The sequence below is a fragment of the Actinomadura sp. NPDC049382 genome, from assembly GCF_040677125.1.
Lineage (GTDB): Bacteria > Actinomycetota > Actinomycetes > Streptosporangiales > Streptosporangiaceae > Spirillospora > Spirillospora geliboluensis.
This window is the reverse complement of record NZ_JBFARO010000031.1, coordinates 20,215-45,826: the sequence shown is the minus strand read 5'-3', so window position 1 is coordinate 45,826 and position 25,612 is coordinate 20,215. Positions and strand designations below refer to the sequence as shown.

The following is a 25,612-nucleotide window of genomic DNA, read 5'->3' as shown; positions in this document are numbered from 1 at the left end:
AGCAGCGAAGGAGTCCCATGTCGAAGCCGGCCCCCGGGCTGACCCTGACCAACGCCCGCATCGTCCTGCCGGACGGCGTCCGGCACGGGGACCTGCACATCGCCGACGGCAAGATCGCCACCGCCGCCGCGGGCGAGGAGATCGACCTCGCCGGGCGCCACGTCGTCCCCGGCTTCGTGGACATGCACGTCCACGGCGGCGCGGGCGTGTCGTACCAGCGTCCCGACGGGGCCGACCGCGCCGTGTCCTTCCACCTGGCCCACGGCACCACGACCACGATGGCGAGCCTGGTCACCGGCGACGCCCGCGAACTCGCCGACGCCGTCACCGGCCTCGCCGACCTCGCCGCGGACGGCCTGATCGCCGGGATCCACCTGGAGGGCCCCTACCTGTCCCACGACCGCTGCGGCGCCCACGACCCGGCGCTGCTGCGCGACCCCGACCCCGCCGAGTTCCAGCGGCTCGTCCGGCTCGGCCGCGGCCACCTGCGCATGATCACCGTCGCGCCGGAGCTGCCGGGCGGCCTCGACCTCGTCCGGGACGCCGCCGCCGCCGGCGTCATCGCCGCCGTCGGCCACACCGACGCCGACGGCGCCACCGTCCGCGCCGCCTTCGACGCCGGCGCCCGCGTCGCGACGCACCTGTTCAACGCCATGCGGCCGCTGCACCACCGCGAGGGCGGACCGATCGCCGCCGCGCTGAACGACCCCCGCGTCACCGTCGAACTGATCAACGACGGCGTCCACGTGGAGCCCGCCGTGGCGCGGCTGGCGTTCGCCGCCACCCCCCGCGTCGCGCTGATCACCGACGCCATGGCCGCCACCGGGATGGGCGACGGCGCCTACCGCCTCGGCGTCATGGACGTCGAGGTCCGCGACGGCCGCGCCGTCCTCGCCGGCGGGACCTCCATCGCCGGCAGCACGATCACCATGGCGGACGCGTTCCGCCTCGCCGTGACGAGCCTCGGCCTGCCGATCGAGGACGCCGCCCGCGCCGCGTCCCTCGTCCCCGCCCGCGCGCTGGGCCTGGACGACCGCACCGGCTCCCTCGAACCCGGCAAGGACGCCGATCTGGTCGTCCTCGACGACGACCTCCGCGTCGACTGGGTGATGAAGCGGGGACGCCGGGTGTGACGATCGTCCCGGGTGCCCGAATTCTCGGCGAGAATTGATGGCGTCCAGACGTCCGACAAGGGAATCATGGAACCGTGGAACGTCTACGGGGATGGCCGGTCACGCTGACCGAGGGTCCCGTCGGGCTGCGCCCGCTGCGGCACCGCGACGCCGCCGCCTGGCGCGAACTGCGCGTCCGCAACGCCGACTGGCTCCGCCCCTGGGAGCCCACCAACCCGGAGACGCCGCTGTTCCGCAGCGGCCTCGGGCCCTACGTCAGCATGGTGCACACCATGCGCCGCGAAGCCCGGCAGGGCCTCGCCCTGCCCTGGGTCGTCACCCACGACGACGAGTTCGCCGGCCAGCTCACCATCGGCGCGATCGTCTGGGGTTCCGCCCGCTCCGCGCAGATCGGCTACTGGGTCGACAAGCGAGTGGCCGGACGCGGCGTCATTCCCACCGCCGTCGCCCTCGCCGTCGACCACTGTTTCTTCACCGTCGGCCTGCACCGCCTCGAAGCGAATATCCGCCCGGAGAACACCGCCAGCCGCCGCGTCGTCGAAAAGCTCGGATTCCGCGAAGAGGGAATTCGGCGCCGCCACCTGCACATCGACGGCGCCTGGCGCGACCACATCTGCTACGCCCTCACCGTCGAGGACGTCCCCGGCGGCCTGCGCGCCCGCTGGCTCGCCGACCGCAAACAGGCATTTCCCCGAGGCGGCTGAGCCGCCCGTGACTTTCCGGCCGTAAGAATCCTGCGAACGAGAAGGCCGGGCAAACGGAGAGTAACGGCGAGATCGATCTCGCGACACACCGCCCCTTATGCTCGTCAACCTCTGACAGCCCCTCGTACCGTGCGGGGCGTGACCCTGCTCCCATTGCACGTTCGCGCGCCGAAAGTCGGCCCGCCTACTGAGCGTGCCCTGGGACGGTGGGGCCGGTGAGCAGCACCGTTCTGTACCTCGCCATCGTCGCCGTCTGGGCGGTCGTCCTCGTGCCCATGTGGCTGCGCCGCGACACCGAGGCGTCCGGGATCTCCCGCCTGCTCCACAAGCGCGACGACGAGGCCGAGGAGCCCGAGGAGACCGCGGCCCCCGAACCCCGCCGCCGCGTGACCCGCGCCACCGTCATCGCCCGGCGCCGCCGCCGCACGACGGGCCTGGCCGCCCTGCTCGTCACCGCCGGTGCCGTCGTCGCGTCCGGCGTCGCCCCCTGGTGGGTCACCCTGCCCCCGGCCGCCCTCCTGGCCGGCCACCTGGTCCTGCTCCGCGTGGCCGTGGGCATGGACGCCGCCCGCCGCCGCGCCGCCGCCGAGGCCGCCCGCGCCGCCGCCGCCCGCGCCCGGGCCCTCGAAGCCCGCCGCGCCGCCGAGGAGGCCGAACCGGCCGAGGTCATCGAACTCGTCACCCCCGACGAGGTCTTCGACCAGTACGCCGACGACCGCCGAGCCGTCGGCGAGTAACCGATGCGCGAGCACCCCCGGATGTTTGCTAACCTTACGGAGTCGTTGGGGCTGTAGCGCAGTCCGGTAGCGCACCTCGTTCGCATCGAGGGGGTCAGGGGTTCAAATCCCCTCAGCTCCACCAACGAATACGCAGGTCAAGGGCCTGATCGGAGCATAATCCGATCAGGCCCTTGATCGTTTGTCATCAAGACCAACCGGCACCAGATGACAAACCCCGGCGGGCTACGTCTCACCTCTCCGCCACTCGGCGACTCCCGTGGCTCCGGCGCAGCTCGGACTGCCCGTCCCCCGCTGGCATGTCGCACAACAAGTCAGCGTGCGATCCCAGCGGCGTTCTACGCCGACGGCGCAACTTCGATATCCACGCCGACGCATCGAAGGCATCGGCAGGAGAAGCGTCACGTTTTGCCTGGGCTCCCAGCCACGGGCTCAAACAAGGCTGCCCTTCCAGCTCCAGAGTGAGCCCGCTCAGCAACCCCGTCGTTGTGAAGCTCTAGTCCGTCCACACAAGGTGCTCTCCTGGTCAACCTGAATAGGGACCATGCAGGACGCCTCTCTGCCAGCATCAGACAGGTCGGGAGTTACCTCGGCATGGAACCTGCGGGCACCTCGCACGGCACCAGCCGATGCCGCTCGACGAGTCCACCGGTCGAGGGTCACGCACTCCTCGAGACTCCTGCCCGTAGGCACTCAGAAGTCGAACGATCGCCAATTCGCGCCGGTCGCAGCCTGAGCCGGGGGTCGCGGGCCGAGCGCCGTCGGCAGCGAGGTTAGGCGCCTCGGGGACGACGCCTAACCTCGCCGACGCCTCGGCCGCCATGCCGTGACGGTTCATGTCGCGTCGATGACGGCGAAGACGACCTTGCCAGCGTCCTCAGCAAGGGCGCGGATGCCCCAGCAGCGGGCGTACTGATCGACGATGAACAGCCCCCTGCCCGTCTCGCTGCCCGCGTCCGTCTCCAGCATGCGCGGCAGGTCGTTGGTCGCGTCTTGGACTTCCATCCACAGCGCGCCGTCCTCGGTGCGGTCCAGCCGCAGCGTCACGTCGCCGTCCTTCTCGGACGCGTAGCGGAGCGCGTTGGTGACCAGCTCGCTCGCCACCAGGCACGGAACGAAGTCATCCATGCCGTACTGACCGGTGAACAGACGTACGAACTCCCGGACCTCCGCGACGACCTGTAGATCCTGCTTCACTGCCATCTCGCTCGCGTATGCCGCATGGCCCATGACCTCTCCTCACTGTGTGTGTTGAACAACACACATTGAGCCACTATCCGGGCTACCGTTTGACTTGCCGCACTCAAGTGGCGTCGAGCGGTAAGCAGCACAAACAAGCAGCAAGTTGCCGAGAGGAGAAAAGGATCATGGCGCCGGTACGACGTCAGCGCCCCAGGGAGTCAGCTGCGCTCATCGCCTTCGGTCGGCAGATGCGCCGGCTACGGGAGGGCAAGGGCATCAAACAGGAGACGATCGCCCATCTCACAAAGGTCAGCCCCGCCCAGGTGAGCCGCATCGAGGCGGGGAAGAAGCGCGCCACGCGGCCCTTTGTCGAGATCATCGACGACCACCTGGAGGCAGGCGGAGCGCTGATCACTCTGTGGGAGGACCTGAACAAGGACGGTCACCCTGTGCCGGTCTGGTTCGACTGGCCGCAGATGGAGGGTGATTCGGTGATGCTGGTCTGCTGGGAGCACGGCGTGATCCCTGGACTGCTACAGACACCGGATTACATGTCGGTCCTGCTGAAGGGCAACCAGGAGGCGATGGACCTCCGCCTGCGACGTCAATCCATCCTCACCAGGGACGATGGAACTCCTCCCACGCTCTTTGTGCTGCTGCTCGACGAGCACGCCCTTTACCGGCAAGTCGGTACCGCCGAGACGATGAAGGACCAGCTGGAGCACCTGCTCACCATGGGCATGTTGCCGAACATCACGATCCAAGTAGTCTTGGCAAGCGGTGAGCACACCGGCAACTCGGGTGACTTCATGATTGCAACGATGGAGGACCGCAGCGAGGTTGCCTACGTCGAGACGGCCATCCGCGGCATCGCAACGGACAACCCGACGGACCTGGCCACTCTGGCACGAACTCTGATCGAGCTTCGTGCACGAGCACTCACGGAAGATGCGTCGCGCGAGGTCATTAGGAAGGCAATAGAAAAATGGACCTGAGCAACGTTACTTGGCGCCGGAGCAGCCGCAGCACCTCAAGCGGAGGCAACTGCGTCGAACTAGCGGACGTGACCAATGCGGTGGTGGCAGTACGAGACAGCAAGGACCCGGACGGCCCCGTCCTCCTCCTGACCCACACGGCCCTGCGCACAGCCGTCCAATCCGCCGCCAACACCCACTGACAATCCGCCCCCCACCCTGCCAGCGTGACGGCCCACGCGTCTGAACGTCCGGTATCGACGTCTGCGGCGCCTCCGCCGAGCACCGCAGGCACCACTGTCAGCGGCTTCCTACTCAAGTTGGCACACGTCTTCGAGGTGAGTCGAGCAGGCGTGATCTGCAGCAGATCAGCAGACACTCGACGGTGGCGAAGCAAAGAGGTGAAGATTTATGACTACGGTCGTGGAGCACATCCATAGCACGGATGCGGCGATCTGTCGGAACATCGACTCGCTGCCGGATCAGCGCGCTCTACTGTCACAGAACGTGCTTGCTCAGCTTCGGAACCTGGTCGAAGGCGTCGCCGTCCGTCTACACACGGGCACGGATGATGCTGAGTACAACTACGCGACAATCAATCCAGGACTCGATTTCGTCAAGGCTAAGGCCAGGCTGAACTTCCTCGGAAAGTTCCACAAGCTTATTCAGATCAGTGCGTCTCACTACACGCTGGACGGGGACGCCTCCGAGCGCTTGATGCTCAAGTATTACGAGTACCTCCTGCGTATCCGCGCCCTGCTAGGTGACAGCTGCGGGATTTCCGTGCTGGCAAACCTGGAGTCGTTCCCGGTCGATCTCGACCCGTCGCTGCGCGAGTACCATGAGAAGATCGCTGCCCGGATCGAGGCGCTGCGTTCGACGGGGTCGGGTAGTGGAACGCGGCATCGCTACTACATCCATAAGACGCGCCCGTTCTTCGTCGGCGGACGTATCTACTACGAGGTCACCTTTTACCGAGCCGTCAACCAGGTCAGCAAGTTCGACCGCATGATCGCATTCACCGACATCGACATGACCGATAAGTACTCGGCGATGCTGACGCTCCAGCGTGACTCGATCGAGGTCCTCGATCAGAGGATGCCGATCACGATCATTGGCGAGTGGGAGGTGTCGATCCGGCCGTGCGAGTTCAACAACTTCGCGCGCCTCCTGGGTATTACTACCAATGTTCGGACTAATTCCACCGAGTACGGTTACTTGATGCGGGGCCTTACTGTGGACTCGGGCAGTCTGCTCGACCTCATCGACATGCCCGACGACAAGTACACGGCGACCAAGGCCGAGGGCACCGTCGGTGTCAACAAGGCGCAAATCTTCCCGGTACTGGACGAAGCACGCCGCATCGTGCGGTCGGCCGCTCCGGGGCACAACGTCATCCGCTACCTCATGCTTCGGATGCACAACCAGGTGCTTAGGCTGCAGCACAACTGGGAGAGCTGCGGCCCTCTGTCCGGGCTGAACCTGCTCTACGGCTGCATCCCGTTCGACCAGATGCCCTTCTGTACCTCACTGCCGGGACACAACCCACGCTACTGGGACCTCGTTGAGAGCCTCGACATGACCGGTCGAAAGCACGAGTTGCTCGCCCGGCGAGTGCGAAACAACGTCGACCGTCACGGAATGCTCTACACCCCCGTCGCCGATCTTGAGGAGTTCGGAGACGTCGCCGAGTTGATCGCCACCTACAACGGCTCGCTCTACTACAAGCACACTGGACGTCAGCTGGTGCAGGACAAGGGCCAGGTTTTCCTCCGCGGGTACGAGGATGACACTGTCAGCATTGTCGAGAAGCTGCGGAAGTATGCCTCGTCAGGGGTCGATGGCTACACGGTAGCTATCGAGCGCTGGCTGGATGAGGCACCTCGCGGTATCGACGACGATGCCAAGAGGGACGCGCTCGCCCGTCTGTTCAGCCAGTCGAAGGTGGCCCTGGTCTACGGCGCGGCCGGCACGGGCAAGTCCACGATGGTCGATCACATCGCGAACTACTTCAACGACAAGGCCAAGCTCTTCCTGGCTCACACCAACCCGGCGATCGACAACCTTAAGCGCAGGGTCACTGCTCAGGGCTCGACCTTCCGGACGATTAGCAGCCAGATCTACCAGGCCGCCTCGGATCTGGAGTATGACCTTCTGGTCATCGACGAGTGCAGCACCGTCAGCAATGCTGACCTGCTCAAGGTACTGGAGAAGACGTCCTTCAAGTTGCTTGTCCTAGTCGGCGACGTCTTCCAGATCGAGTCGATCCAGTTCGGCAACTGGTTTAGCATCATCCGGTCGTTTATCCCCAGCGCTTCGGTGTTCGAACTGACGACTCCGTTCCGAACCACCAGCGAGTCGCTCCTGGGTTTCTGGGGCAAGGTACGCAATCTCGAGGACGACATCGCCGAGGCCATCGCCCGTAACGGCTACTCGACCGTGCTCGACAGGTCTCTGTTTAAGCCTCAGCGCCACGACGAGATCATCCTGTGCCTTAACTACGACGGGCTCTATGGCATCAACAACGTCAACCGTTTCCTTCAGAGCGGCAACCCGAACCCTGCGACGACCTGGCGTGTCTCCACCTACAAGGTCGGCGATCCTGTCCTGTTCCATGAGACCGAGCGGTTTCGGCCGGTGATCTACAACAACCTGAAGGGCCGGATCGTCCACATCGATGTTGCCCGAGGTCAGATTCAGTTCGATGTCGAACTGGACCGGCCGGTCACCAAAATCGACATCAGCGGTGGAGAACTGGAGTGGGTTGAGGGCTCGACGGTGCGCTTCTCCGTCTACGACTACGACATCAGCGACGAGGACGACGATTCGCTCAACACCTCCGTGCCGTTCCAAGTCGCCTACGCCGTCTCGATCCATAAGGCGCAGGGCCTCGAGTACGACTCGGTGAAGATCGTCATCACCGATGCCAACGAGGACGACATCACACACAGCATCTTCTACACGGCCGTCACTCGGGCACGGGAAAGCCTCAAGATCTTCTGGACGCCAGAGACCCAGCAGTCTGTGCTGAGGAGCCTTCGGCGGGGCACAAGCCCTAAGGACGTCGCAATTCTGTCGAAGCGCCGTGGACTCGCGCCCGTCGCTGGGTCCCGGCGTTCTCCGTGAGTGGAGGAGCACCCAGGCAGGGCACAGGTGGAAGGGGACGACCGGCGGCGTTCCCCAGTAGGAACATCTGCTCATGCCGCAGGGTGGGGGCGGATGATTCGGTACTGCCGATGTGCGGATGGCTCGCCTCCTCGAAGCACTCCCGCACCGCCATGCGTTCAAGAGACGTGGGGCGGTGAAATCGTCGAGCAGTTGCCGGGCAGCGTTGGCGTTGAGGGCAGGCCTACTGCCCTACCGAGGCCACCGACTCCCGCGTCCCGCGGATGCCGCCTGCGGCGGAGCGGGCGGCGTCAACGACCTGAAGCTGATCGCGGCGACCAGTCCGGGACACCGTGATCGCGCGGGCTGGCCCGCGGCCGACCGTTCCCGGCCAGGCGTGGTGTGCCGCACGCCGACCGGGTTCGGCCTGGCCAGGGTGACGGCGTCCGACACGAGATTGACATTGTCGCAACCTATGACTCATCCTGTTGGGACAAAGCTTGCGACATTCGGAGGTGGCGGCATGCGCCAGGCGGATCACACGGAGGCTGGGCGGTGGCTGATCCGGCACGGCCTGGCCGACGCCGAGCCGTCCCCGCTGCTCGTGGCGCGGCTGGCGGTGCGGCGGCGCGCCAAGATCGTCGACAGCCTCCTGCTGGCCGCGTTCCTGATCGGCGCGGCGCTCACGCACGCATTGGCGCTCCCCGTCCAGGTCACGTCCTCCTGGCGGCCGCTGCTGGTGCTGGCGGCGTTGGTGGCCGGGCTGCTGGTGGCGCAGTGGCTGCTCGGCTGGTGGGTTCGGCGCGTCGACCGGCGGGCCGGGGCGCAACTGTCCCGGCGGGTGGCCCATCCGGTCGAGCTCGGATGGCCGACGGTCCTGGGCCGGCCGTATGCCCTGTTCACGGCCGCCACCTTCACCGGCGCCCTGCTGCTCGCGGTGAGCGTGGTGCCAGTTTCGGACTCCGGCTTGCGGTCCGGGGCGATCGTCGTGCTGATCGGCCTCGCCGGCGCCGGCGCCGGCACCATCATGCAGCTGCGCCAAGTGCTGGCAAGCCCCGCCGTAGCGGAGGACGAGGCGTCGCTCACGGCCGATGTCATCATGCGGGTCGAGGACGCCCGCGCCCTCGTCACACCCGGCCTGGTGTGGTCAATGCCGGCCATCTTCCTGTACGGGGAATCGCTCGGCTGGTGGAACGCGGTCTCACTGGCGCTCGTGGTCGCGGGCGCCATCGCGCTCTGGCTGATCCAGCGCCGGACCACCGGTGTCGCGACGGCGGCACGACGGGCCATGATCAACCGATGATCGTCATCGACGCGGCCTCGCCGACGCCGCCGTATGAGCAACTCCGGGCCCAGCTCGCGAGGCAGATCCAGGACCGGTCGCTCGCCGTCGGCACGAGACTACCGACGATCCGCCGGCTCGCGGCCGACCTCGGCCTCGCCGTGAACACCGTCGGCCGGGCCTACCGGGAGCTGGAGGAGGCCGGGCTGATCGAGACGCGCGGACGGGCCGGCTCATTCGTCTCCGCCGCCGGAGAACCGGCCCGCGAGCAGGCCCGCCGCGCCGCCCGCGAATACGCGGCGGTCATCGCCAGCGTCGGCATCGATCCCACCGAGGCGATCCGGATCGTCGAGGCGGCACTGGGCCATGCTTCAAGCCCATAAGACCACCGGATACTCGTCCGGAACTGCTCAACGACCGACAACAAGAACACACTCTGCAGCCGCGAGTATGCGCTTGTTGCCAGTGGTCATGGATCGAAGGGGTTGGCTGGGCCGGAGTGTCCACTACAGGCGGGCCGGGTCAGGAAGGGCCGAGCAGGACCCAGCGGTTGCCCGCGATGTCGAGAACACTGTGATACGCCCATAGTTTCCGGTGCGCGGTGCGGTGACGAACTTGGACCCGGCTGCCGTCATGCGGGCGTAGGCGGCCTCGAAGTCGTCCACCCGGAGGAAGAACCCGACGCGTCCCGCAACTCGACCGCCGACATCGGCGGACTGCCGCTCACCGTTCGCACGCGTCAGCAGGATGCCGCCAGATCATGTCGTTCCTGGATCGCCACGCTCCGGACTGCGCCGACTCCCGACGACTGTCGATCGCGTGCGGCGCACACCGGTCAGACGATCAACTGTGCGCGTCACGCGATCAACTGCGGCCGCGCGGACGAGGCGAGGCTGGAAGGCATGTCAACGCCTCAGTCCTCGCCGCCGTCCGCCGACACTGCGCCGCCCGAGACCCCGGCACGGTCCGGCGGCTCGGCGAACTGGTCACCGATCGTCGCGCTCGCCGCCGGGATCGCGGTGCTCGTCGCAAGCGAGTTCCTCCCGGCAAGCGTGCTGCCCGCGATGGCCGCCGACCTCGGGCTCAGCGAGGGCACCGCCGGCCTGGCGGTCGCGGCGACCGCGGTCGCGGGCGCGGTCACCGCCCCCAGCATCGCGGTGCTGCTGCCGCGGACCGACCGACGCACGGTCCTGACCTGGCTGCTGGTCGCGGCGGCCGTCTCGAACCTGGCGGTGGCGGTCGCCCCCGGTTTCGCCGTCCTGCTCCTCGGCCGGCTCGTCCTCGGCGTCGCCATCGCCGGGTACTGGTCGTTCGCGTTCGGCGCCGGAACCCGCGCCTTGCCGGGACGCGACAGCGTGGTCTCAACGTCCATCGCGCTGGGCGTCACCCTCGCGACGATCGGCGGCGTCCCGTTGGCCTCCCTGCTCGGGGACGCGGTCGGCTGGCGGCTGGTGTTCGGCGTCGCGGCGGCCCTCGGCATCGTCGCCGCCCTGGCCGTGGCCCTGACGTTGCCGCCGGTGCCCCCGCACCCGGCCGCCGGACTGGCGATGCTGCGGGCGGCGCTCGCCAACCGCCGGCTGATGGCCGGGGTGCTGGGCGTGGTCCTGGTCGCGTTCGGCAACTTCGCCGCCTTCCCCTTCATCCGGGTCGCGATCGAGGACGTCGACGCGGGCGCCACGGTATGGCTGCTGCTGGCCTGGGGCGTGGGCGGGTTGGCGGGCAACCTCGCCGCCGGGCGGTTCGCGGGACGGCTGCGCGCGGTGGTCGCCGCGGCCCCGCTGCTGCTGGCCGGCGGCCTGCTGGTCACCGCGACCGCGCCGTCCCTGCCGATGCTGGCCGCGGGGGTCGTCCTGTGGGGCCTGGCCTTCAACATGGTCCCGGTCGCCACCCAGCTTTGGGTGACCCGCGTCGAGCCCGAGCGTGCCGAGTCGGCCCTGTCGTTGCAGGTCACCGCGTTCCAGGTGGCGATCACGCTCGGGTCGGCGTCAGGAGGCGCGATCCTGGACGCCCGCGGCGTGCAGGCGGCCTTCCTGCTCGGCACGGGGTTCGCCGCGGCGGCCGGGCTGCTTTTCGCCGCGCTGCGCGTCCCGCGCAGGTGACGGCTCCCGCCAAGCCTGCGGCGCGACACCGTGGTGGGACGAGAACGCCCGGCTGAAGGCGGCGCTGGAGCCGTACCCGACGGCGGACGCGATGTACTCCACCGGACGCGACGGGTCTGCGAGCAGCCGGCGCGCCTCCCGCATGCGTATCTCGCGGAGCACCTCCGCGGGTCCGCGGCCGAGTGCGCGGCGGAACCGCTCACCCAGGGCGGAACGCGACAAGTGGACCAGGCGGGCCATCCCCTCGACGGTCCACGGCTCGGCCGGACGGGCGGCCACGGCGGCCACCACCGCGGTGACGGCCTCGTCGGGAGGTCCGGCGTCGCCGCCCTGGTCCTCCTGCCAGGAGGTGGTCATCGCCGCCCCGATCAGGTTGCCGTAGCTGGAGGCGAACAGGGTCGGTCGGCACGCACGTTCGAGCGGGCACCGCGTGACGAGCGCCATGACACCGCCGTGCCGGGCGCCGAAGCCACGGACCACCAGCGGGCTGGGGAGCCGCCGGACCGGGACGGCCATGCGCAGGTCCGCACGACCAGGGCGGACTCCTCGTGCCGCCGGGACGCGGTGAGCCGGTGAGCGGTACGGGCGTCGACGAGGACGGCGTCTCCCTCGGCGAGCGACTGCGCCTCGAACGCCGTCTCAAGCGTGAACTCGCCCGCCAGCACCAGCGCCCACAGCGGGACCGGTGGTTCGGTGAGCACTGCGCCCGCAGGCAACTGGACATGGTCCATGCCCGACATCTCCCACGCCGGTTCCGGGGAGGAGGTGCCGACGTCGTCCGCCCGGGAGACATCCACGATGTTCGCCACGTGAGCTGAAGCACATAAAAGACGGCGCCCTATTCCCGCGCGCCCCTGATGGCGTCTCCAGGAGCAACGCACACCGGATGCGCTCCGCGATCCGCCGCGAGAATGTCGTGCGGCAACAGGCGGGACAGGGGACTTGACATGGGACGGGCGTATTCGTGTCGGCTTTCTTCCAGTTCGAGGAGGACGTGTGGCCCGTGACGATGGGTCCGCCGAGTCCGGTCGGGGCGGATGAGCTTCCCGAGCCACGCCGGCCAAGTCAGCCGTGTTGGTGACCTTGCTGACGGAGCCGTTGGCTGGCTGCCGCCCGAACCCGTCGTGTCCTTCCTTGGCCGGCAAGGAGGGCAAGGGCATCGTGTGATGCCAGGACTTCGACGGCCTTTCGCTGGAACCAGTCGGATGCCGAGGTGACTTGGGCGGGCGCCCATGGTTTGTCCTGGGCGATAGCAGCCAGCAGCGTCCATTCGGTCAGGCGGCGGGTGAGGAAGTCCCGCTCGCCGATGACGCCGGTCATGGTGTGGGCCCAGCCAGGAAACCGTTCGTCGGTCAGCAGGAGGCGTGCCCGGTCGTCGATGTGGCGAGCCACTGCGGCCTGTGCCATCACCGGGTCGGGATCCTGCAGGATCTCGCTCACCAACGCGGGCTCATCGTCGGCGCCCACGGCGGCCAGGGCCCGCAGGTGGCAGGCGTAGCGGCGGTGCTCGTCCGGCTCGGCGGGGCCCTCAGTGGGGCTGCTCACGCGGCCGCTTCTTCGGGACGGTCGGCGCGCGCGCCGTTGACCTCATCGATCGACGACGGCGACACGGAAGCCTGTCCGGACCGATCACCTTCGGAGGGATCGGGGACTGCGGTGAGCATCTGGGATGTGCCTTCCGGTCGACGCTGCAATCCCGGCTTGCTTGAGAACCTCGTACGATCCGGGAAGGTACACCCCGTCCCGGGCGATCCACAGGTCTCAAGCATTACTCCACATCAGGGAGCCCACAGCCTGCCGGTCACCACCACTTCTGAACAGCGGAAAGTCGACAGTTCGTCCCGCCGCTGGACACCTTTTTGACCGTTGAAGGGTTCGACGTGCACGCGGATTAAGCCGTCGCCGTTTTCGTCGGCTCCCGTAGGCTTCCGATCATGTACCGTCCGAGCGCACGCTTTAGACGTACCCACGCCGAGCGACAGGATCAACTGCTCTCGTGGAACCGGGATGACGTGGCATTCTTCGCCGCCGGAGCTTGCCACATCCTGGCGTACGCGTTCATGGAGACCTATCCGGATGTCGGCTTCCAACCTGTTGGTCTCTGGCCACGCGATGCGCCGGACCCCGGTCATGTCTACGTCACGGATGGCACCTGGGCCTTCGACCACGACGGATGGACCCCGCAGGCAGAACTTCTGAGCGCCACACGCGCTGCCGAACCGCAGAGCGGCTTTCAGCCGTGTCCGATCCACATGGATCTCGACACGTTCTGCGTGCGCTATCACCACCGGCCCCGGCAGTTCTTTGCCTTCGATCCGTGGGAGCGGGCTATACGGTACATCGCCCAGTTTCCCGCCCCGCACGCTCACGCCAATGCCAACAACAGGTGGGTCGCGAGCGAGTCAGCGGACAATCAACGCCCATCGGGATAGAAGTTCGGGTCGTTTTCGTCAGGGCTAACCGGTGCGTACTGGCGCAACTCGCCATCCCTCAGCATCCACAGTCTGAAGAACGACTCCTCCTGGTCCATCACGAAGACTTGCAGCGCGTTGGGGCACCGCCAGGGCATCTGCGCGATGTGATCTAGGACTGCGTTCAAGTCGGCATGATTGAGCGCGCCGGCCCACACCTCGCGCTCCGGATACTTCCATCCTCCCCATGCCGAGTCCCGCCCAGTGGTTTCACCGAGAAAGCCGACACCACGTTCCGGCGTATCCCACCCCCGCGGAGCTTCCCTCCTCAGCCACTCGCTGAGCGACTCCACATGCGTGCGGTCTTCCATATCTACCGACACCATCACGTTGGCCACCCAGCTCACATCCCGATTGTCCACCCGGTCGCCCCACCAGAGCGACCCGAACCCACTGGAACCGCTCGCAACATCGGAGGTACGTCACGGCGTGGACCAGGCAGAGGTGAGCTGACAGGCGCCCCGCGCACGTTGCTCGTTGATCGCCAGCAATGCCGAGCTAGGCAGCGCCAGCGGCATGTGCGGCGGCTCAAAGCACGGGGTCGGCACCGCCGAAGCTGACGACAACGGCCCCGCACGTCGAGCACCCGCGGAAACCGCCAGACACCGTTTACCTCGGCGAACGCGCTGCCAGCAAGGTGGGTGCCACTTCTGAAAGGCGGACGGTCACTGGAGCAGGCTGCATGCGCCGGTGATTTCTCCAGTGTCGATGAGGTCGCGGATGGTGTCAGCCATGGCGCGAAAACCTGGCCGGCTGATGATGACCAGGTCTGAGCACCAGAAGTACAGCCCTCCCAGACTCTCACCGGTCTCCTGTCGGCGGCGCATGGCCTTCTCTACAGCCGCGAGCGTCATGAAGGTCGCGTAGCGGCGGGTGCCATCGGGGAATCGGACCGTGGCATCGGCTTCTTGCGCCGTCAGCGGGTCCTGCCCCTCCCACCGAGGGATCACCAACTCGAACGAGGGATCGACGACGCGGAAGAAGCCTCCGTCCACCCGGATATCGATCACGCCCCGATGCTAACGCTGGTGCGAGCAACATCTGTTTGACGAGTACGGACAGTCCCGGACGCCTTCGGTCTTGCTATGGGTCAGAAGTTTTGAGCTGAGGCCCTCGGGCTCAAGAAAGCGGCCAACAGTGGCTTTGCTGTGCAGCGCACGTTGGCGCCTTGGCTGACTGTCGATGCGAGGTACGTGACCGTCGCCCAGAGGACATCTTGTGGTGCGTGCTGAGGGCTGGGTGACTGGAGGCTCACACCCGATGCGGACGGTGCGTCCGAGGTATCCATGTGGAGGAGCGGATGACGGGGCTTTCGGCGCAGCTTCCGGCGCTCGTGGGTGTGGTGGTGGGTGCGGCGTCGTCGTACCTGGCTACTTCGGCGACCGAAAGAGCCCGCTGGAAACGGCAGACACGGGTGCGTTGGGACGAGCAACGCGCCATCGTGTACACCGAGTACGGTCATGCGGTCATCCGTTGTGTAGCTCTCGCACGCAGAGTCGCATCCGGACGCGGCGTCGGCCACTACCCGCATCCGCTGACTCTCGATGACGGCAGGACCGAACTGTCGGCCGCAGAAGCTGAGCGCGAGGTTCGGTGGGAGTCGGTTCTGCTGCTGGGCTCGGCAGAGGCGATCCTTGCGGCAAGGTTGTGGCATCGGACCGTATGGACGCTACGACGAGCGGCATTGGGCGAACTGGACACGGATTGGTCTTCGACGCTCGCCGAAGCCGGCCATCGGCGCCGGGCCTTCTACGAGGCGGCGCGTCGAGATCTCGGTGTCGAGGGATCGCTGCCCGACGTGGGAGATGAGGGACTCTGACATGCGCGGGAGAGTGCGCATAATGCGGATATGCCTCCTTGGCGCAGCGTCCCCCCTCGGGCCAGACTCGCCGTTATCGGCGTGCTGTACGCGATGGCGCTCCTCTTCGCGCTGATGGCCTTGAGCGAGTACTCGGCGGGCGCGCACCTCCGGCAGGCGCATGCTCGGACCTGGGCGACGGTGGTCGCAAAGAGCACGAGCAGCAAGTACGGAACGGACTACGGGCTGACCTTCACCGACCAATCGGGGCGGGCTCGCACGGTGCGGACCAGCGGACTGACTTCCGGATACAAGGTCGGCGACCGCCTGGAGATCTACTACACCCTCGACAAGCCATCGGAGGTAAGCGCGGTTCGAGAGGGCAGCCCTGGAGCAGTGCAATTCCGCACGGCGATCACATCTGCGGCGGTCTCAGGCACCTGCCTTGTCTTGGCGGTCGGCCTGACGGTCGCGCGTTTCCGCCGCAACCGTTCAGGGCGTGGCCCCTTCCATGGCTACGCTCCGGTGAGTCCAGCAGGCAGTTCCGTCCGAGAACTCCGCAGATTCGGCAGATCCTGAAGCTGTAGCTGGATCGAGCACCAGAGGCGCACAGCGACTTACGTGGGCGAACGATGGCGCCCTGGGGTGGCCGGGGTGGGGGGTTGTGGGGGCGGGGGCCGGGCGGTTGCGTCGAGGGACGGGGGCGGGTCTTCTCGGTTTTGCGGCGATTGGGAGGGGTGAGGCCGACCCGGGTTTTGGGTCGGCCTCTGGGGTTAGGCGACGGCGGTTGCTTCTAGTTCGACCATCAAGGGTGGGAGTGCCAGGCGGGTCACGCCCAGCATGGTGGTGGTCGGGGCTACTCCGGCGGTGGCGAGGCGGGAGGCCAGGACGGCGTAGTGCTGGAAGAGTTGGTCGACGTCGGTTGTGTAGACGTTGAGTCGGATGAGGTTTTCCAGGGTCATGCCGGCCTCGTCCAGGACGGTCTCCAGGTTGTCGAGGCTCAGGGTCAGTTGTGCCTTCATGTCGTCGGGGTGCTGGGGGTTGCCGTCGGCGTTCATCGCGGTCTGGCCGGAGATGTAGAGGGTTCGGGTCTCACCGGAGACGGCTTCGGCCTGGTTGTAGCCCATCTGGACTGACCACGGCCAGGGGTTGACCGGCGTGCGCTCTATGGTCATTGCGGCTCCGTTCGATGGGAGTAGTCGGCTCTGGTGGCCGACGTGGTGAGAGCCTGCCAACTAATCACGACATCCTGTGTCATGTATTCGCTAGGGTTTTCGGGTGCGTGCCGACCGGTTGGTTTCGCTGGTGCTGCTGCTGCGCCGGCGCGGTCGGTTGTCCGCGGCCACGCTTGCTCGCGAGCTGGAGGTGTCCACGCGGACCGTCCTGCGGGACATCGAGGCGTTGTCGGCGGCCGGGGTTCCCGTGTACGCCGAGCGCGGGCGGCATGGGGGTTTTGAGCTGCTGCCCGGTTTTCAGACGGAGCTCACCGGGCTGAACCACGATGAGGCGCTGGCGCTGCTGATCGCCGGGTCGCGGCGGGGCGCGCAGGCGTTCGGGCTCGGGTCGGCGCTGGCGTCGGCCATGCTCAAGGTCGTTGACGCGCTTCCGGAGAGCCAGCGGGACGTTGCGGCGGGGGCGGCTCAGCGGTTGCTCATCGACCCGGAGATCGACCTGCTTTCGCGGCGGCAGGTCGCCGAGGACGTGCCCGATGTCGTGGTGGCCGAGGTTCGGCAGGCGGTGTTCGCGGGGCACAAGTTGCGCATCCGCTATGTGGCCAAGGGCGGGGCGCCGCAGTGGCGGACGGTGGATCCGGTTGGTCTGGTGACCGTTCGCGATCTGGGCTACCTGCTGGCGCGGAGGGACGGCGAGGACCGCACCTACCGGCTGTCTCGGATCCTGGCCGCTGAGGAGCTCGACGAGCCCGCTCAGCGGCCGGAGCAGGTCGATCTGGACCGGGTCTGGCAGGAGCGCAGCACGCGGTTCCGGACCGGGGGCGACCAGGTCGCCGTGCTGGTCCGGGTGAATCCGGCGCGGCGGGACGAGCTGGTCGGTACCGCGCTGGCCGTCCTCGACGAAGAAGCCGAGCCGGACGGGTGGGTACGGCTAGAAGTGACCTTCCAGGACCGGAGGCATGCCGAGTGGGCGCTGTGGCAGCTCGCCACTAGCGCGGAGGCATTGGAACCGGAGTGGTTGCGTACTTCGCTGCGCGATCGGGCTGCCGCTATCGCTGCTTGCTATGGCGTCGGCTCTAGCGGCGCACCTTGAAGCCCAGGTGCAGGACGCCGTCGCCCTGGATGACCGTGTGGGGATGCTCCAGTAGGTGCTGGCCGTTGACGGTGCCGAAGTAGCGTTTGCCCGTTCCGAATACCGCGGGCACCAAGTCCATGGCCACCTCGTCCACTAGGCCGGCTGCGAGAAGTTGGCCGCCCACGTTGCCGGCGTTCACGCTGATGGTTCGGTCTCCGGCGAGTTTTCGGGCCTTGGCGATCGCCGCCGTTATGTCGTTCACGAAGTGGTAGGACGCCTCGGGGTGCCAGCCTTCGGGCTTGGGCCGGTGCGAAACCACGACCACGTGGTCTCCGGCGGGCGGACGGCCCTCCCAGCCGTTCACCAGGTCGAACAGGGTGCGGCCCATCACGATGGTGCCGATCCCGTCCCAGATCGGCCGGATGTACTCCGCCGATGCTTTGGAGACCTTGAAGGCGGTTCCTGTTCCGGAATGGTCGAACTGCTCGTCGCCGGTGTCGGTGATCGGGGTGTCTCCGTTGAAGTACCAGTCGTGGAGCGGCCCGACGTCGTCGTTGTCGTCGGCGATGAAGCCGTCCACCGACACCGCGCAGTGCATGATCACTGGGCCCATGGGGTCTCCTCCGGTCGCTTGCGCCTCTGCCTGCGATCCTGGCGCCCTGGGGAGCGGACGGGATTGTAAAAAATCAATCGGCGGGCATCGGGCCGCTGTCCGGCGGGAACGCCGCGTCGGCGGGGAACCGGCGCCGCAGGGCCAGGTATTGCGTCGGGGTGTGGCCGGTGAAGTCCTTGAACTCCCTGATGAAGTGGGCCTGGTCGAAATAGCCCGCCATATGGGCGAGGTCCGGCCAGTCGACCGGACGCCGGGCGTCCACGGAGAGGATCAGCCGCGCGAAGCGGTAGATCCGCGCGACCCGCTTCGGGGTGACCCCGACATGGGACTTGAACTGCGCGGCCAGGTGGTTGCCACTTACCCCGGCGGCATCGGCCAGCGCGCCGACCGGTATCGCGCCATGGCCGGTCTCTAGGCGCCCGGCGGTGTGCTGGACGAGGTCGAGGCCGAGCGAGGGTGTGTCGGCGAGTCGCGTTCGCAGTTCGTCCTCCACGGCGCGCAGTGTCTCGGCGGCCGATGTGATGTCGCCGATCTGGTTTCGGATTCGGTCTACGGAGCGTTGCCAGACTGCGTCTACCGGCACCCATCGGTCGCGTAGTTCGGACGCCGGAATGTCGATGAACGGCGAAAGCCCCCACGGTTTGAAGTGCACCCCGACCAGCCGCACTCGTGCGGGGTATTCGATGAGGAAACGCCTCGTCCATATGCCCATGAACCAGCCGTCGGCGACCATCGCCGGCGGCACGGAAGGGTCGGAGTCCCGCAGGCGGGCGGGTTCGCCCAGGTTGATGAACAGGTGCGCCGACGGCATCGGCGGCACGTTCAGCCGGCGGTGGCGCGGCACTCCGGACATGCAGTAGATGTCGTCGATGAACCGGTCCAGCGGCGGTGCGGGCACCCGGCCGACGTATTTCATCGAACCAGTGTGGACGAGGACGGTTCAGGACAGGCGGTGTTTGGCCTGCGGCCACGGGGTCGGGTCCGTGTCGTCCTCGTTCATCATGATCTCCTCCTCGTACCAGCCGGTTCCCGAGAGCCAGGATTGGAGCCAGGAGGCGATGCTTTCGGCGTCCTCGTACCAGGCGATGCTCCAGTCGTCCTCTACGGCGTTCGGTTCGTAGAGGAGGACGGGGCCCTGAGGGTCGGTGCAATCGACCGCCGCGTACATGGCGCAGCCCCAGTCGAGGATGGGGACGACTCCGGCCGGCCATTCGCCGGGGACGTATTCGGCGTGATACGAGCTCACGACGGTGCGGCCTTCGCCGATCAGGGGCAGGAGTTGGTAGTCGGGGCCGAAACCGCCGTTGCCGACCTCCTGGTAGAGGCGAGCGAGGAGGGGCGGCAGGGGGAATCCCAGGGCCGTTTCCGCTTCTCGCACCTGGTCGGGGGTGGCACGGGTCAGTTCGACCGATGACTCCTGGGCCGCTCGTTCCGCGACAAGCTTCAGCAATTCGTCGTGTTCCGTCACCCGACTCATGATGGCGATCGCCTCCGACAGAGGAGCCGACCGGCGGCCTCCACTCCGTGACAAGGGCTGTCCTCCGGCGAACAGGCCCCTGTTCGCCCGGGTTCGGGCGGGTGGTGAACTGCTTGGCCGCCAGGATCAGCATGAGCACGCCCATCCGGACGGACGCGCGGCCCTCGCCGGTCAGGGGGTGACGATGGGGAAGTTCGGGTCGGGCGTGTCCAGGACGGCGACGAGCCGCCGCAGGGCGGCGCCGTCTCCGGAGGCGACCATGCCGCCGGGGTCCTCGCCGGACGCGAGCTTGAACAGCATCGGCCTGGTGAGCGTGAGCGTCAGGTCGGCGCCTCCCGTCTCGCCGGTGGGACGATGGGTGAGGACGCCGTTCGACAGGGTCATCCGGTAGCGCTCACCGCTGTCGGTGAAGTCCCAGTCGATGGTCAGGTGCTCGTCCCACGCCTTGGGGCCGTCCACCCGGATCGCCATCGAGTCGAAGACCTGCTCGACGGTCAGCCCGGCGGTCATGCCGCCGGCGATGCTCATCGGGAGCGGCCTGACGCCCTCGCGCAGTTCCATCGCCCCGGTCAGGAAGAAGTTGCGCCAGGTCCTGTTCTCCGCGCCCTCGCCGAGCCGCCGGTAGACGTCCGCGAGCGCCGCCTTGCCGTCGTCGTTGGACGGGTCGGCGAACACCACATGGTTCAGCAGCGTCGCGGCGAACCGGAGATCGCCCTGCGCGGCGTAGTCGCGGGCCATCGCCATCACCTTCGACGCCCCGCCCATGCAGTCGACATACCGCTGCGACTCCTGGACGGGCGGATGCTGCCACAGGTGCGCCGGGTTCCCGTCGAACCAGCCCATGTACCGCTGGTAGACGGCCTTGACGTTGTGGCTGACGGAGCCGTAGTAGCCGCGCGCGTGCCACGCTTCGGCCAGGGCCGGCGGCAGCTCCATCATCTCGGCGATCTCGATGCCGGTGTGGCCCTGGTTGAGCAGCCGCAGCGTCTGGTCGTGCAGGTAGGCGTACAGGTCGCGCTGCTGGGACAGGTACGTGACGACGGCCTCGCGGCCCCAGGTCGGCCAGTGGTGGGAGGCGAACGCGACGTCGGTGGCGTCGGCGAACAGGGTGATCGCCTCGTCCAGGTACCGCGCCCACATCCGCGCGTCCCGGACGAGCGCGCCGCGCAGTGTCAGCAGGTTGTGCAGGTTGTGGGTGGCGTTCTCGGCCAGGCACAGCGCCCGAAGCCCGGGGAAGTGGAAGTTCATCTCCGCCGGGGCCTCGGTGCCCGGGGTCAGCTGGAACGTGATCCTGACACCGTCGATGACCTCTTCCTGGCCCGTCCGGGTGACGTCGGTGTTCGGCGGCAGCAGGGAGACGCGTCCGGTCGAGGCGGTCTGGCCGAGTCCGGTGCCGACCATCCCGGCCGGGCCCCGGTCGAGGTTGGCGCCGGTGTGGTAGGCGCCGCGGCGGGCCATCGCCGTCCCCGCGTAGACGTTCTCCGCGACCGCGTGCTCCAGGAACCCCGCCGGCGCCAGGATCGGGATCCCGTCCGGGTTCCCGGCCGGGACGACGCCCTCCGCGCCGCCGAAGTGGTCGACGTGGGAGTGGGTGTAGACGAGCCCGGTCACCGGGCGGTCCCCGCGGTGCTCCCGGTACAGGGCGAGCGCGGCCTCCGCCGTCTCCACCGAGACGAGCGGGTCGATCACGATGACTCCGCGGCCCCCCTCGACCAGGGTCATGTTCGACAGGTCCAGCCCGCGGACCTGGTAGATCCCGTCCGTCACCGCGAAAAGACCCTGCTTGGCGCACAGCTGCGACTGCCGCCACAGCGACGGGTTCGCGGTGTCCGGGCACGGCCCGTCGAGGAACGCGAAGGCGTCGCAGTCCCACACGACGCGCCCGCCGGCGTCCCTCACCTGACCGGGAGTCAGCGGGGCGACCAGGCCCCGCTCGGCGTTCTCGAAGTCGGTCCGATCGTCGAAAGAGAGTCCGCCCATGGTTCTCATTTAGCGTGACGGCGAGTAGATCCCGGGTCACCGGCGGGCAAGTCCTTGGCCGAGTTCGGCGTCAGGGGCGAGGGTGGTCGCCGCCCTTCAGCTGGTCGACCGCGTGCGGGAGGACGCGGGCCAGCACGGCCATGCCGTCGCGGACACCGCCGGTGGAGCCGGGGAGGTTGACGATGATGGTGCGGCCCGCGACGCCCGCCAGGCCGCGGGAGAGGATCGCCGCGGGCACCTTCTCGCGGCCCTCCATGCGGACGGCCTCCGCGATGCCCGGGATCTCCCATTCGAGGACCTGGCGGGTCATCTCCGGGGTCTGGTCGGTCGGGGTGAGGCCCGTCCCGCCGGACGTGATGACGACGTCGTAGCCCTCCGCGACCGCGTCGCGCAGCACCTCGGCGACCGGCGGGCCGTCCGGGATCACCACCGGGCCGTCCACCTGGCAGCCGAGGTCCTCCAGCAGCTCGACCAGGACCGGCCCGGACTTGTCGGCGTAGACGCCCGCGGCGGCGCGGTTGGAGACCGTGACCGCCATCGCCCTGATCACCGGCGCCACACGCCCTTCTTGCCGCCGGTCTTCTCCTCGACGCGGACGTCGGTGATGACGGCGGCGGGGTCGACCGCCTTCACCATGTCGACGAGGGCGAGCGCGGCGACGCTGACGGAGGTCAGCGCCTCCATCTCGACGCCCGTACGGTCGGCGGTGCGGGTGACCGCCTCGATCGCGACGCCGTCGTCCGTGATCTCCAGGTCGACGGTGACGCCGTGCAGCGCGATGGGGTGGCACAGGGGGACGAGGTCGGGGACGCGCTTGGCCCCCATGATCCCGGCGATGCGGGCGACGGAGATGGCGTCGCCCTTGGGGATGTCACCGGCGCGCAGAAGGGCGACGCAGTCGGGCGACAGGCGGACGAAGCCCGTCGCCGTCGCGGTCCTGGCGGAGACGTCCTTCGCCGACACGTCGACCATGCGGGCCGCGCCGGTGTCGTCCAGGTGGGTGAACTCAGTCACGAGGGCAACCTCAGAACGTTGACGTTGGTACCGGCCTGCACGGCCTCTGTGTCTTCTGGAAGCTCGATCAGCGCGTTCGCCGAGGAGAGGGACGCCAGCTGGTGCGAGCCCTGCACCTCGGCGGGGGCCACGCTGTAGGAACCGCGGTCGAACGACAGCTTCCCGCGCAGGTAGTGGCGCAGCCCGGCGGGTGACTTGACGTCCTCGGCCAAGACGGCGCTCACGGTCGGCAACGGCTCCGGTGCCAGCCCCTGCATGGCGAGCAGCGCGGGACGGACGAAGACCTGGAACGACACGTACGCGCTTACGGGGTTCCCAGGGAGCGTGAAGACGGGCGTGCCTTCAAGGAGGCCGAACCCTTGCGGCTTGCCCGGACGCATCCGCACCTTGTGGAAACCCACCGTGCCGGTCAGCGCTTCCTTGACGACGTCCCTGGTGCCCATGGAAACGCCGCCGGTGGTGATGATGGCATCGGCTCGGACGAGCTGGTCGTGGAGCATTTCCAGGACGTTGCCCGGCTCGTCCTCGACCGTGGCGTGGCGGAAACCCACTCCGCCTGCCTCGACCACGGCGGCGATGAGCATGAAGCTGTTCGATTCCCAGATCTGGCCCGGGGCCAGGGTGGCGCCTGGCTCGCGCAGCTCATCGCCTGTGGAGACCACCACGACGCGGGGTTTCGGACGTACCGTCACCCGGGGCCGTCCCACGGCCGCGACCATGCCGAGCTGGGGCGCGGTCAGCCGCGTGCCCACGGGCGCGACGACCTCCCCGGCGCGGACGTCCTCGCCGGCGCGCCGGATGTAGTTGCCCGGCGGGGCCGCGCGGAAGACCCGCACGTTGGCGTTCCCGCCGTCCGTCCACTCGACCGGGATGACCGCGTCGGCGCCGGCGGGCAGCGGCGCGCCCGTCATGATCCGCGCGGTCAGGCCGGGCCGGATCGCGGACACGCCGGAGTCGCCCGCCACGATGTCGCCGACCACGGGCAGCGTGACCGGGGACCCGTCGGCGGCCGCCGCGATGTCGGCCGCGACGACGGCGTAGCCGTCCATCGCCGAGTTGTCGAACGGCGGCAGCGGCACCGGCGCGGACACGGGCTCCGCGAGCACCGTGCCCTGCGCCTCCAGCAGCGCCAGGTCCAGCGGGGGCAGCGTCTTCACGCTGCCGAGGATCTCCTGCAGATGCTCATCGACCGTTCTCATGACCACGCCTTCCAGTGTGGCGCGTCGTCACGCGTCCCCGGAGCCGCCCACGCCGCCCGCACCGTCCTGGGACTGGACGAACTCGCGCAGCCACGGGATGAACTCCGGCGCCAGGTCGGGACGTTCCGCGGCGAACTGGACGACCGTCCGCAGGTACTCCAGCTTGTTGCCGGTGTCGTAGCGGCGCCCCCGGAACTTGACGCCGTAGACGCCGCCGCCCTGGTCGGCGGGCGTGTCGGCGAGGGTGCGCAGCGCGTCGGTCAGCTGGATCTCGCCGCCGCGCCCCGGCGGGGTCTTCTCCAGCACGTCGAACACCGCGGGGTCGCAGACGTAGCGGCCGATGATGATCCAGTTGCTCGGCGCCTCCTCGGCGGCGGGCTTCTCGACGAGGTCGGAGATGCGGACGACGTCGTCCTCGTCCGTCGCCTCGATGGCCGCGCAGCCGTAGGCGGAGACCTGGTCGGGCTCCACCTCCATCAGCGCGATGACGCTGCCGCCGTACTGGTTGCGCACCTCGATCATGCGGCGCAGCAGCTTGTCGCGGGCGTCGATCATGTCGTCGCCCAGCAGCACCGCGAACGGCTCGCGGCCGACGTGCTGGCGGGCGCAGTGCACGGCGTGCCCGAGGCCGCGCGGCTCGCCCTGCCGGACGTAGTGCATGATCGCGAGGTCGCTGGACTCGCGCACCGCGTCCAGCCGCCCGTCGTCGCCCTTCGCGCGCAGCGCCTCCTCGAGCTCGTAGGCTCGGTCGAAGTGGTCCTCGATGGACCGCTTGCTGCGCCCGGTGATCATCAGCACGTCGCTGAGGCCGGCGTCGACCGCCTCCTCGACGACGTACTGGATCGCCGGTTTGTCGACGATGGGCAGCATTTCCTTGGGAGTCGCCTTGGTGGCGGGCAAGAATCGGGTACCGAGGCCGGCCGCCGGGACGACCGCCTTGAGTACAGGTGCAATGTCGGCCATGTACCGACCCTAACCATCCGTGAGGACGACAGCGTGCAGGACATCGTTTCGAAGACCGATCTCCGGACGGAATTGCTGGCCCGGCGTGCGGCGATGCGACCGGAGGAGCGCTCCGCGGCGGCGCGGCCCATCCGGGACGCGCTGCTGTCGCTGCCCGAGGTGGAGATGGCGGGGACCATCGCGGCGTACGCGTCGATCGGCGACGAGCCCGACACGCGCAGCCTGCTCTTCGCGCTGTGGAAGCGCGGAACGTACGTGCTGCTCCCCATCCTGCTCCCGGACGGCGACCTCGACTGGGCGTCCTACGAGGGGCCCGACTCGCTGGTGCCGGGGGCGCGCGGGTGCCTGGAGCCGTCCGAGCCGCCGCGCGGGCCGAACGCCATCGCCGGGGCGGACGTCGTCCTGACCCCGGCGGTCGCCGTCGACCGGACCGGGGTGCGCCTCGGCCGCGGCGGCGGCTCCTATGACCGGGCGCTCGCGCGTGTCGGCCCGGCGATCCTGACGGTCGCGCCGCTGTACGACGGCGAGCTGGTGGAGGCGCTGCCGGTCGAGCCGCACGACCAGCGCGTCCGCGCCGTCGCCACGCCGTCCGGCGGGTTCGTCCGGCTGAGCTGACCCGCGCGCCGGCCGGGGA

The 25,612-nt window shown here is 68.4% G+C and carries 30 protein-coding genes and 1 tRNA gene; 15 read left to right on the top strand and 16 right to left on the bottom strand.

Going from position 1 to position 25,612, the window contains the following annotated elements:
• The first annotated feature begins 17 nt into the window (after positions 1 to 17).
• The 4 genes from nagA (at position 18) to AB0K34_RS20430 (ending at position 2,698) form a co-directional block, all read left to right on the top strand.
• Positions 18 to 1,133, top strand: coding sequence for an N-acetylglucosamine-6-phosphate deacetylase (gene nagA / locus AB0K34_RS20445; protein ID WP_138636121.1), 1,116 nt, complete (start codon positions 18 to 20; stop codon positions 1,131 to 1,133).
• Positions 1,134 to 1,207: 74 nt separating this feature from the next.
• Positions 1,208 to 1,837 (top strand): GNAT family protein, encoded by a 630-nt coding sequence (locus AB0K34_RS20440; protein ID WP_301176320.1) that lies wholly within the window; start codon positions 1,208 to 1,210, stop codon positions 1,835 to 1,837.
• A gap of 215 nt (positions 1,838 to 2,052) precedes the next feature.
• Positions 2,053 to 2,574 (top strand): hypothetical protein, encoded by a 522-nt coding sequence (locus tag AB0K34_RS20435; protein ID WP_364550270.1) that lies wholly within the window; start codon positions 2,053 to 2,055, stop codon positions 2,572 to 2,574.
• Between the two features lie 47 nt (positions 2,575 to 2,621).
• Positions 2,622 to 2,698, top strand: a tRNA-Ala gene (locus AB0K34_RS20430).
• A 710-nt stretch (positions 2,699 to 3,408) separates the two neighbouring features.
• Here the strand turns inward: AB0K34_RS20430 and AB0K34_RS20425 are convergent.
• Entirely contained in the window at positions 3,409 to 3,804 is a 396-nt protein-coding gene (locus AB0K34_RS20425) for an ATP-binding protein (protein WP_364550268.1), read from the bottom strand.
• Positions 3,805 to 3,941: 137 nt separating this feature from the next.
• Between AB0K34_RS20425 and AB0K34_RS20420 the strand changes: the two genes are divergently transcribed.
• The 5 genes from AB0K34_RS20420 (at position 3,942) to AB0K34_RS20400 (ending at position 9,500) form a co-directional block, all read left to right on the top strand.
• A complete protein-coding gene (locus tag AB0K34_RS20420; protein ID WP_138636125.1) occupies positions 3,942 to 4,751 on the top strand; it encodes a helix-turn-helix transcriptional regulator in 810 nt (269 codons plus the stop codon).
• The gene (locus AB0K34_RS20415; protein ID WP_138636126.1) at positions 4,742 to 4,933 is read left to right on the top strand and encodes a DUF397 domain-containing protein; all 192 of its coding nucleotides are present in this window, start codon (positions 4,742 to 4,744) and stop codon (positions 4,931 to 4,933) included. Before AB0K34_RS20420 ends, AB0K34_RS20415 begins: the two co-directional genes overlap by 10 nt.
• A 208-nt stretch (positions 4,934 to 5,141) precedes the next feature.
• Positions 5,142 to 7,856 carry an ATP-dependent RecD-like DNA helicase gene (locus AB0K34_RS20410; RefSeq protein ID WP_138636127.1) on the top strand — a complete coding sequence of 905 codons (2,715 nt, stop codon included), beginning with the start codon at positions 5,142 to 5,144 and terminating at the stop codon, positions 7,854 to 7,856.
• Positions 7,857 to 8,358: 502 nt separating this feature from the next.
• Positions 8,359 to 9,138 (top strand): hypothetical protein, encoded by a 780-nt coding sequence (locus AB0K34_RS20405; RefSeq protein ID WP_138636128.1) that lies wholly within the window; start codon positions 8,359 to 8,361, stop codon positions 9,136 to 9,138.
• Positions 9,135 to 9,500 carry a GntR family transcriptional regulator gene (locus tag AB0K34_RS20400; protein ID WP_138636129.1) on the top strand — a complete coding sequence of 122 codons (366 nt, stop codon included), beginning with the start codon at positions 9,135 to 9,137 and terminating at the stop codon, positions 9,498 to 9,500. Before AB0K34_RS20405 ends, AB0K34_RS20400 begins: the two co-directional genes overlap by 4 nt.
• Before the next feature lie 123 nt (positions 9,501 to 9,623).
• Here AB0K34_RS20400 and AB0K34_RS20395 read toward each other — a convergent pair whose 3' ends face one another.
• Entirely contained in the window at positions 9,624 to 9,752 is a 129-nt protein-coding gene (locus AB0K34_RS20395; RefSeq protein WP_338072545.1) for a hypothetical protein, read from the bottom strand.
• Between the two features lie 267 nt (positions 9,753 to 10,019).
• Here AB0K34_RS20395 and AB0K34_RS20390 point away from each other — a divergent pair, with 267 nt between their 5' ends.
• Entirely contained in the window at positions 10,020 to 11,216 is a 1,197-nt protein-coding gene (locus AB0K34_RS20390) for an MFS transporter (RefSeq protein ID WP_364550265.1), read from the top strand.
• Here the strand turns inward: AB0K34_RS20390 and AB0K34_RS20385 are convergent.
• The 3 genes from AB0K34_RS20385 to AB0K34_RS20375 all read right to left on the bottom strand — a co-directional run bounded on the left by AB0K34_RS20385 (position 11,103) and on the right by AB0K34_RS20375 (position 12,880).
• Complete coding sequence (locus AB0K34_RS20385) at positions 11,103 to 11,732, bottom strand: helix-turn-helix transcriptional regulator (RefSeq protein WP_364550263.1); 630 nt, start codon at positions 11,730 to 11,732, stop codon at positions 11,103 to 11,105. The two genes, AB0K34_RS20390 and AB0K34_RS20385, sit on opposite strands and share 114 nt — an antisense overlap.
• Before the next feature lie 549 nt (positions 11,733 to 12,281).
• On the bottom strand, positions 12,282 to 12,761 hold the full coding sequence (locus AB0K34_RS20380; protein WP_364550261.1) for a hypothetical protein: 480 nt from the start codon (positions 12,759 to 12,761) through the stop codon (positions 12,282 to 12,284).
• Positions 12,758 to 12,880 (bottom strand): hypothetical protein, encoded by a 123-nt coding sequence (locus AB0K34_RS20375; RefSeq protein WP_364550259.1) that lies wholly within the window; start codon positions 12,878 to 12,880, stop codon positions 12,758 to 12,760. Before AB0K34_RS20375 ends, AB0K34_RS20380 begins: the two co-directional genes overlap by 4 nt.
• Positions 12,881 to 13,150: 270 nt before the next feature.
• On the opposite strand from AB0K34_RS20375, the gene AB0K34_RS20370 reads away from it, so the two are divergent.
• A complete protein-coding gene (locus AB0K34_RS20370; protein WP_364550257.1) occupies positions 13,151 to 13,648 on the top strand; it encodes a hypothetical protein in 498 nt (165 codons plus the stop codon).
• Here the strand turns inward: AB0K34_RS20370 and AB0K34_RS20365 are convergent.
• Both AB0K34_RS20365 and AB0K34_RS20360 read right to left on the bottom strand, forming a co-directional pair.
• Entirely contained in the window at positions 13,630 to 14,034 is a 405-nt protein-coding gene (locus AB0K34_RS20365) for a hypothetical protein (RefSeq protein ID WP_364550255.1), read from the bottom strand. The genes AB0K34_RS20370 and AB0K34_RS20365 overlap by 19 nt on opposite strands.
• Before the next feature lie 318 nt (positions 14,035 to 14,352).
• Positions 14,353 to 14,697 (bottom strand): hypothetical protein, encoded by a 345-nt coding sequence (locus tag AB0K34_RS20360; protein ID WP_364550253.1) that lies wholly within the window; start codon positions 14,695 to 14,697, stop codon positions 14,353 to 14,355.
• A gap of 278 nt (positions 14,698 to 14,975) precedes the next feature.
• Between AB0K34_RS20360 and AB0K34_RS20355 the strand changes: the two genes are divergently transcribed.
• Positions 14,976 to 15,506 carry a hypothetical protein gene (locus AB0K34_RS20355; protein ID WP_364550251.1) on the top strand — a complete coding sequence of 177 codons (531 nt, stop codon included), beginning with the start codon at positions 14,976 to 14,978 and terminating at the stop codon, positions 15,504 to 15,506.
• 30 nt (positions 15,507 to 15,536) lie between these two features.
• Positions 15,537 to 16,064 (top strand): DUF3592 domain-containing protein, encoded by a 528-nt coding sequence (locus tag AB0K34_RS20350; protein WP_356948775.1) that lies wholly within the window; start codon positions 15,537 to 15,539, stop codon positions 16,062 to 16,064.
• Positions 16,065 to 16,258: 194 nt separating this feature from the next.
• On the opposite strand, the gene AB0K34_RS20345 is transcribed toward AB0K34_RS20350, so the two are convergent.
• A complete protein-coding gene (locus AB0K34_RS20345) occupies positions 16,259 to 16,654 on the bottom strand; it encodes a RidA family protein (RefSeq protein ID WP_301176599.1) in 396 nt (131 codons plus the stop codon).
• Between the two features lie 109 nt (positions 16,655 to 16,763).
• Here AB0K34_RS20345 and AB0K34_RS20340 point away from each other — a divergent pair, with 109 nt between their 5' ends.
• On the top strand, positions 16,764 to 17,750 hold the full coding sequence (locus AB0K34_RS20340) for a WYL domain-containing protein (RefSeq protein ID WP_301176582.1): 987 nt from the start codon (positions 16,764 to 16,766) through the stop codon (positions 17,748 to 17,750).
• Here the strand turns inward: AB0K34_RS20340 and AB0K34_RS20335 are convergent.
• From AB0K34_RS20335 to galU, 8 genes are all read right to left on the bottom strand, one after another.
• Complete coding sequence (locus AB0K34_RS20335; protein WP_301176583.1) at positions 17,734 to 18,345, bottom strand: dihydrofolate reductase family protein; 612 nt, start codon at positions 18,343 to 18,345, stop codon at positions 17,734 to 17,736. The two genes, AB0K34_RS20340 and AB0K34_RS20335, sit on opposite strands and share 17 nt — an antisense overlap.
• 73 nt (positions 18,346 to 18,418) lie before the next feature.
• Positions 18,419 to 19,261 carry a DUF6597 domain-containing transcriptional factor gene (locus AB0K34_RS20330; RefSeq protein WP_364550249.1) on the bottom strand — a complete coding sequence of 281 codons (843 nt, stop codon included), beginning with the start codon at positions 19,259 to 19,261 and terminating at the stop codon, positions 18,419 to 18,421.
• Between the two features lie 24 nt (positions 19,262 to 19,285).
• The gene (locus AB0K34_RS20325) at positions 19,286 to 19,813 is read right to left on the bottom strand and encodes an SMI1/KNR4 family protein (protein ID WP_301176585.1); all 528 of its coding nucleotides are present in this window, start codon (positions 19,811 to 19,813) and stop codon (positions 19,286 to 19,288) included.
• Positions 19,814 to 19,993: 180 nt separating this feature from the next.
• Positions 19,994 to 21,802 carry an alkyl sulfatase dimerization domain-containing protein gene (locus AB0K34_RS20320; RefSeq protein ID WP_301176586.1) on the bottom strand — a complete coding sequence of 603 codons (1,809 nt, stop codon included), beginning with the start codon at positions 21,800 to 21,802 and terminating at the stop codon, positions 19,994 to 19,996.
• A gap of 70 nt (positions 21,803 to 21,872) precedes the next feature.
• Positions 21,873 to 22,340, bottom strand: coding sequence for a MogA/MoaB family molybdenum cofactor biosynthesis protein (locus AB0K34_RS20315; protein ID WP_138640161.1), 468 nt, complete (start codon positions 22,338 to 22,340; stop codon positions 21,873 to 21,875).
• A gap of 8 nt (positions 22,341 to 22,348) precedes the next feature.
• Positions 22,349 to 22,774: a cyclic pyranopterin monophosphate synthase MoaC gene (moaC, locus tag AB0K34_RS20310; RefSeq protein WP_171069321.1), complete on the bottom strand. Its 426-nt coding sequence runs from the start codon at positions 22,772 to 22,774 to the stop codon at positions 22,349 to 22,351.
• Positions 22,775 to 22,812: 38 nt separating this feature from the next.
• Complete coding sequence (gene glp / locus AB0K34_RS20305) at positions 22,813 to 24,015, bottom strand: gephyrin-like molybdotransferase Glp (RefSeq protein ID WP_301176587.1); 1,203 nt, start codon at positions 24,013 to 24,015, stop codon at positions 22,813 to 22,815.
• Between the two features lie 27 nt (positions 24,016 to 24,042).
• Positions 24,043 to 24,978, bottom strand: coding sequence for a UTP--glucose-1-phosphate uridylyltransferase GalU (gene galU / locus AB0K34_RS20300; protein WP_138640153.1), 936 nt, complete (start codon positions 24,976 to 24,978; stop codon positions 24,043 to 24,045).
• 33 nt (positions 24,979 to 25,011) lie between these two features.
• Between galU and AB0K34_RS20295 the strand changes: the two genes are divergently transcribed.
• The gene (locus tag AB0K34_RS20295; RefSeq protein WP_301176588.1) at positions 25,012 to 25,593 is read left to right on the top strand and encodes a 5-formyltetrahydrofolate cyclo-ligase; all 582 of its coding nucleotides are present in this window, start codon (positions 25,012 to 25,014) and stop codon (positions 25,591 to 25,593) included.
• The last annotated feature ends 19 nt before the right edge of the window (positions 25,594 to 25,612 follow it).

Coding starts and splice junctions, on each gene's coding strand:
- nagA (WP_138636121.1), top strand. CDS start 18: ATGTCGAAGCCGGCCCCCGGGCTGACCCTGACCAACGCCCGCATCGTC.
- AB0K34_RS20425 (WP_364550268.1), bottom strand. CDS start 3,804: ATGGGCCATGCGGCATACGCGAGCGAGATGGCAGTGAAGCAGGATCTA.
- AB0K34_RS20420 (WP_138636125.1), top strand. CDS start 3,942: ATGGCGCCGGTACGACGTCAGCGCCCCAGGGAGTCAGCTGCGCTCATC.
- AB0K34_RS20415 (WP_138636126.1), top strand. CDS start 4,742: ATGGACCTGAGCAACGTTACTTGGCGCCGGAGCAGCCGCAGCACCTCA.
- AB0K34_RS20410 (WP_138636127.1), top strand. CDS start 5,142: ATGACTACGGTCGTGGAGCACATCCATAGCACGGATGCGGCGATCTGT.
- AB0K34_RS20405 (WP_138636128.1), top strand. CDS start 8,359: ATGCGCCAGGCGGATCACACGGAGGCTGGGCGGTGGCTGATCCGGCAC.
- AB0K34_RS20400 (WP_138636129.1), top strand. CDS start 9,135: ATGATCGTCATCGACGCGGCCTCGCCGACGCCGCCGTATGAGCAACTC.
- AB0K34_RS20395 (WP_338072545.1), bottom strand. CDS start 9,752: ATGACGGCAGCCGGGTCCAAGTTCGTCACCGCACCGCGCACCGGAAAC.
- AB0K34_RS20390 (WP_364550265.1), top strand. CDS start 10,020: ATGTCAACGCCTCAGTCCTCGCCGCCGTCCGCCGACACTGCGCCGCCC.
- AB0K34_RS20385 (WP_364550263.1), bottom strand. CDS start 11,732: ATGGCCGTCCCGGTCCGGCGGCTCCCCAGCCCGCTGGTGGTCCGTGGC.
- AB0K34_RS20375 (WP_364550259.1), bottom strand. CDS start 12,880: ATGCTCACCGCAGTCCCCGATCCCTCCGAAGGTGATCGGTCCGGACAG.
- AB0K34_RS20370 (WP_364550257.1), top strand. CDS start 13,151: ATGTACCGTCCGAGCGCACGCTTTAGACGTACCCACGCCGAGCGACAG.
- AB0K34_RS20350 (WP_356948775.1), top strand. CDS start 15,537: ATGCCTCCTTGGCGCAGCGTCCCCCCTCGGGCCAGACTCGCCGTTATC.
- AB0K34_RS20335 (WP_301176583.1), bottom strand. CDS start 18,345: ATGGGCCCAGTGATCATGCACTGCGCGGTGTCGGTGGACGGCTTCATC.
- AB0K34_RS20330 (WP_364550249.1), bottom strand. CDS start 19,261: ATGAAATACGTCGGCCGGGTGCCCGCACCGCCGCTGGACCGGTTCATC.
- AB0K34_RS20320 (WP_301176586.1), bottom strand. CDS start 21,802: ATGGGCGGACTCTCTTTCGACGATCGGACCGACTTCGAGAACGCCGAG.
- AB0K34_RS20315 (WP_138640161.1), bottom strand. CDS start 22,340: ATGGCGGTCACGGTCTCCAACCGCGCCGCCGCGGGCGTCTACGCCGAC.
- moaC (WP_171069321.1), bottom strand. CDS start 22,774: ATGGTCGACGTGTCGGCGAAGGACGTCTCCGCCAGGACCGCGACGGCG.
- glp (WP_301176587.1), bottom strand. CDS start 24,015: ATGAGAACGGTCGATGAGCATCTGCAGGAGATCCTCGGCAGCGTGAAG.
- galU (WP_138640153.1), bottom strand. CDS start 24,978: ATGGCCGACATTGCACCTGTACTCAAGGCGGTCGTCCCGGCGGCCGGC.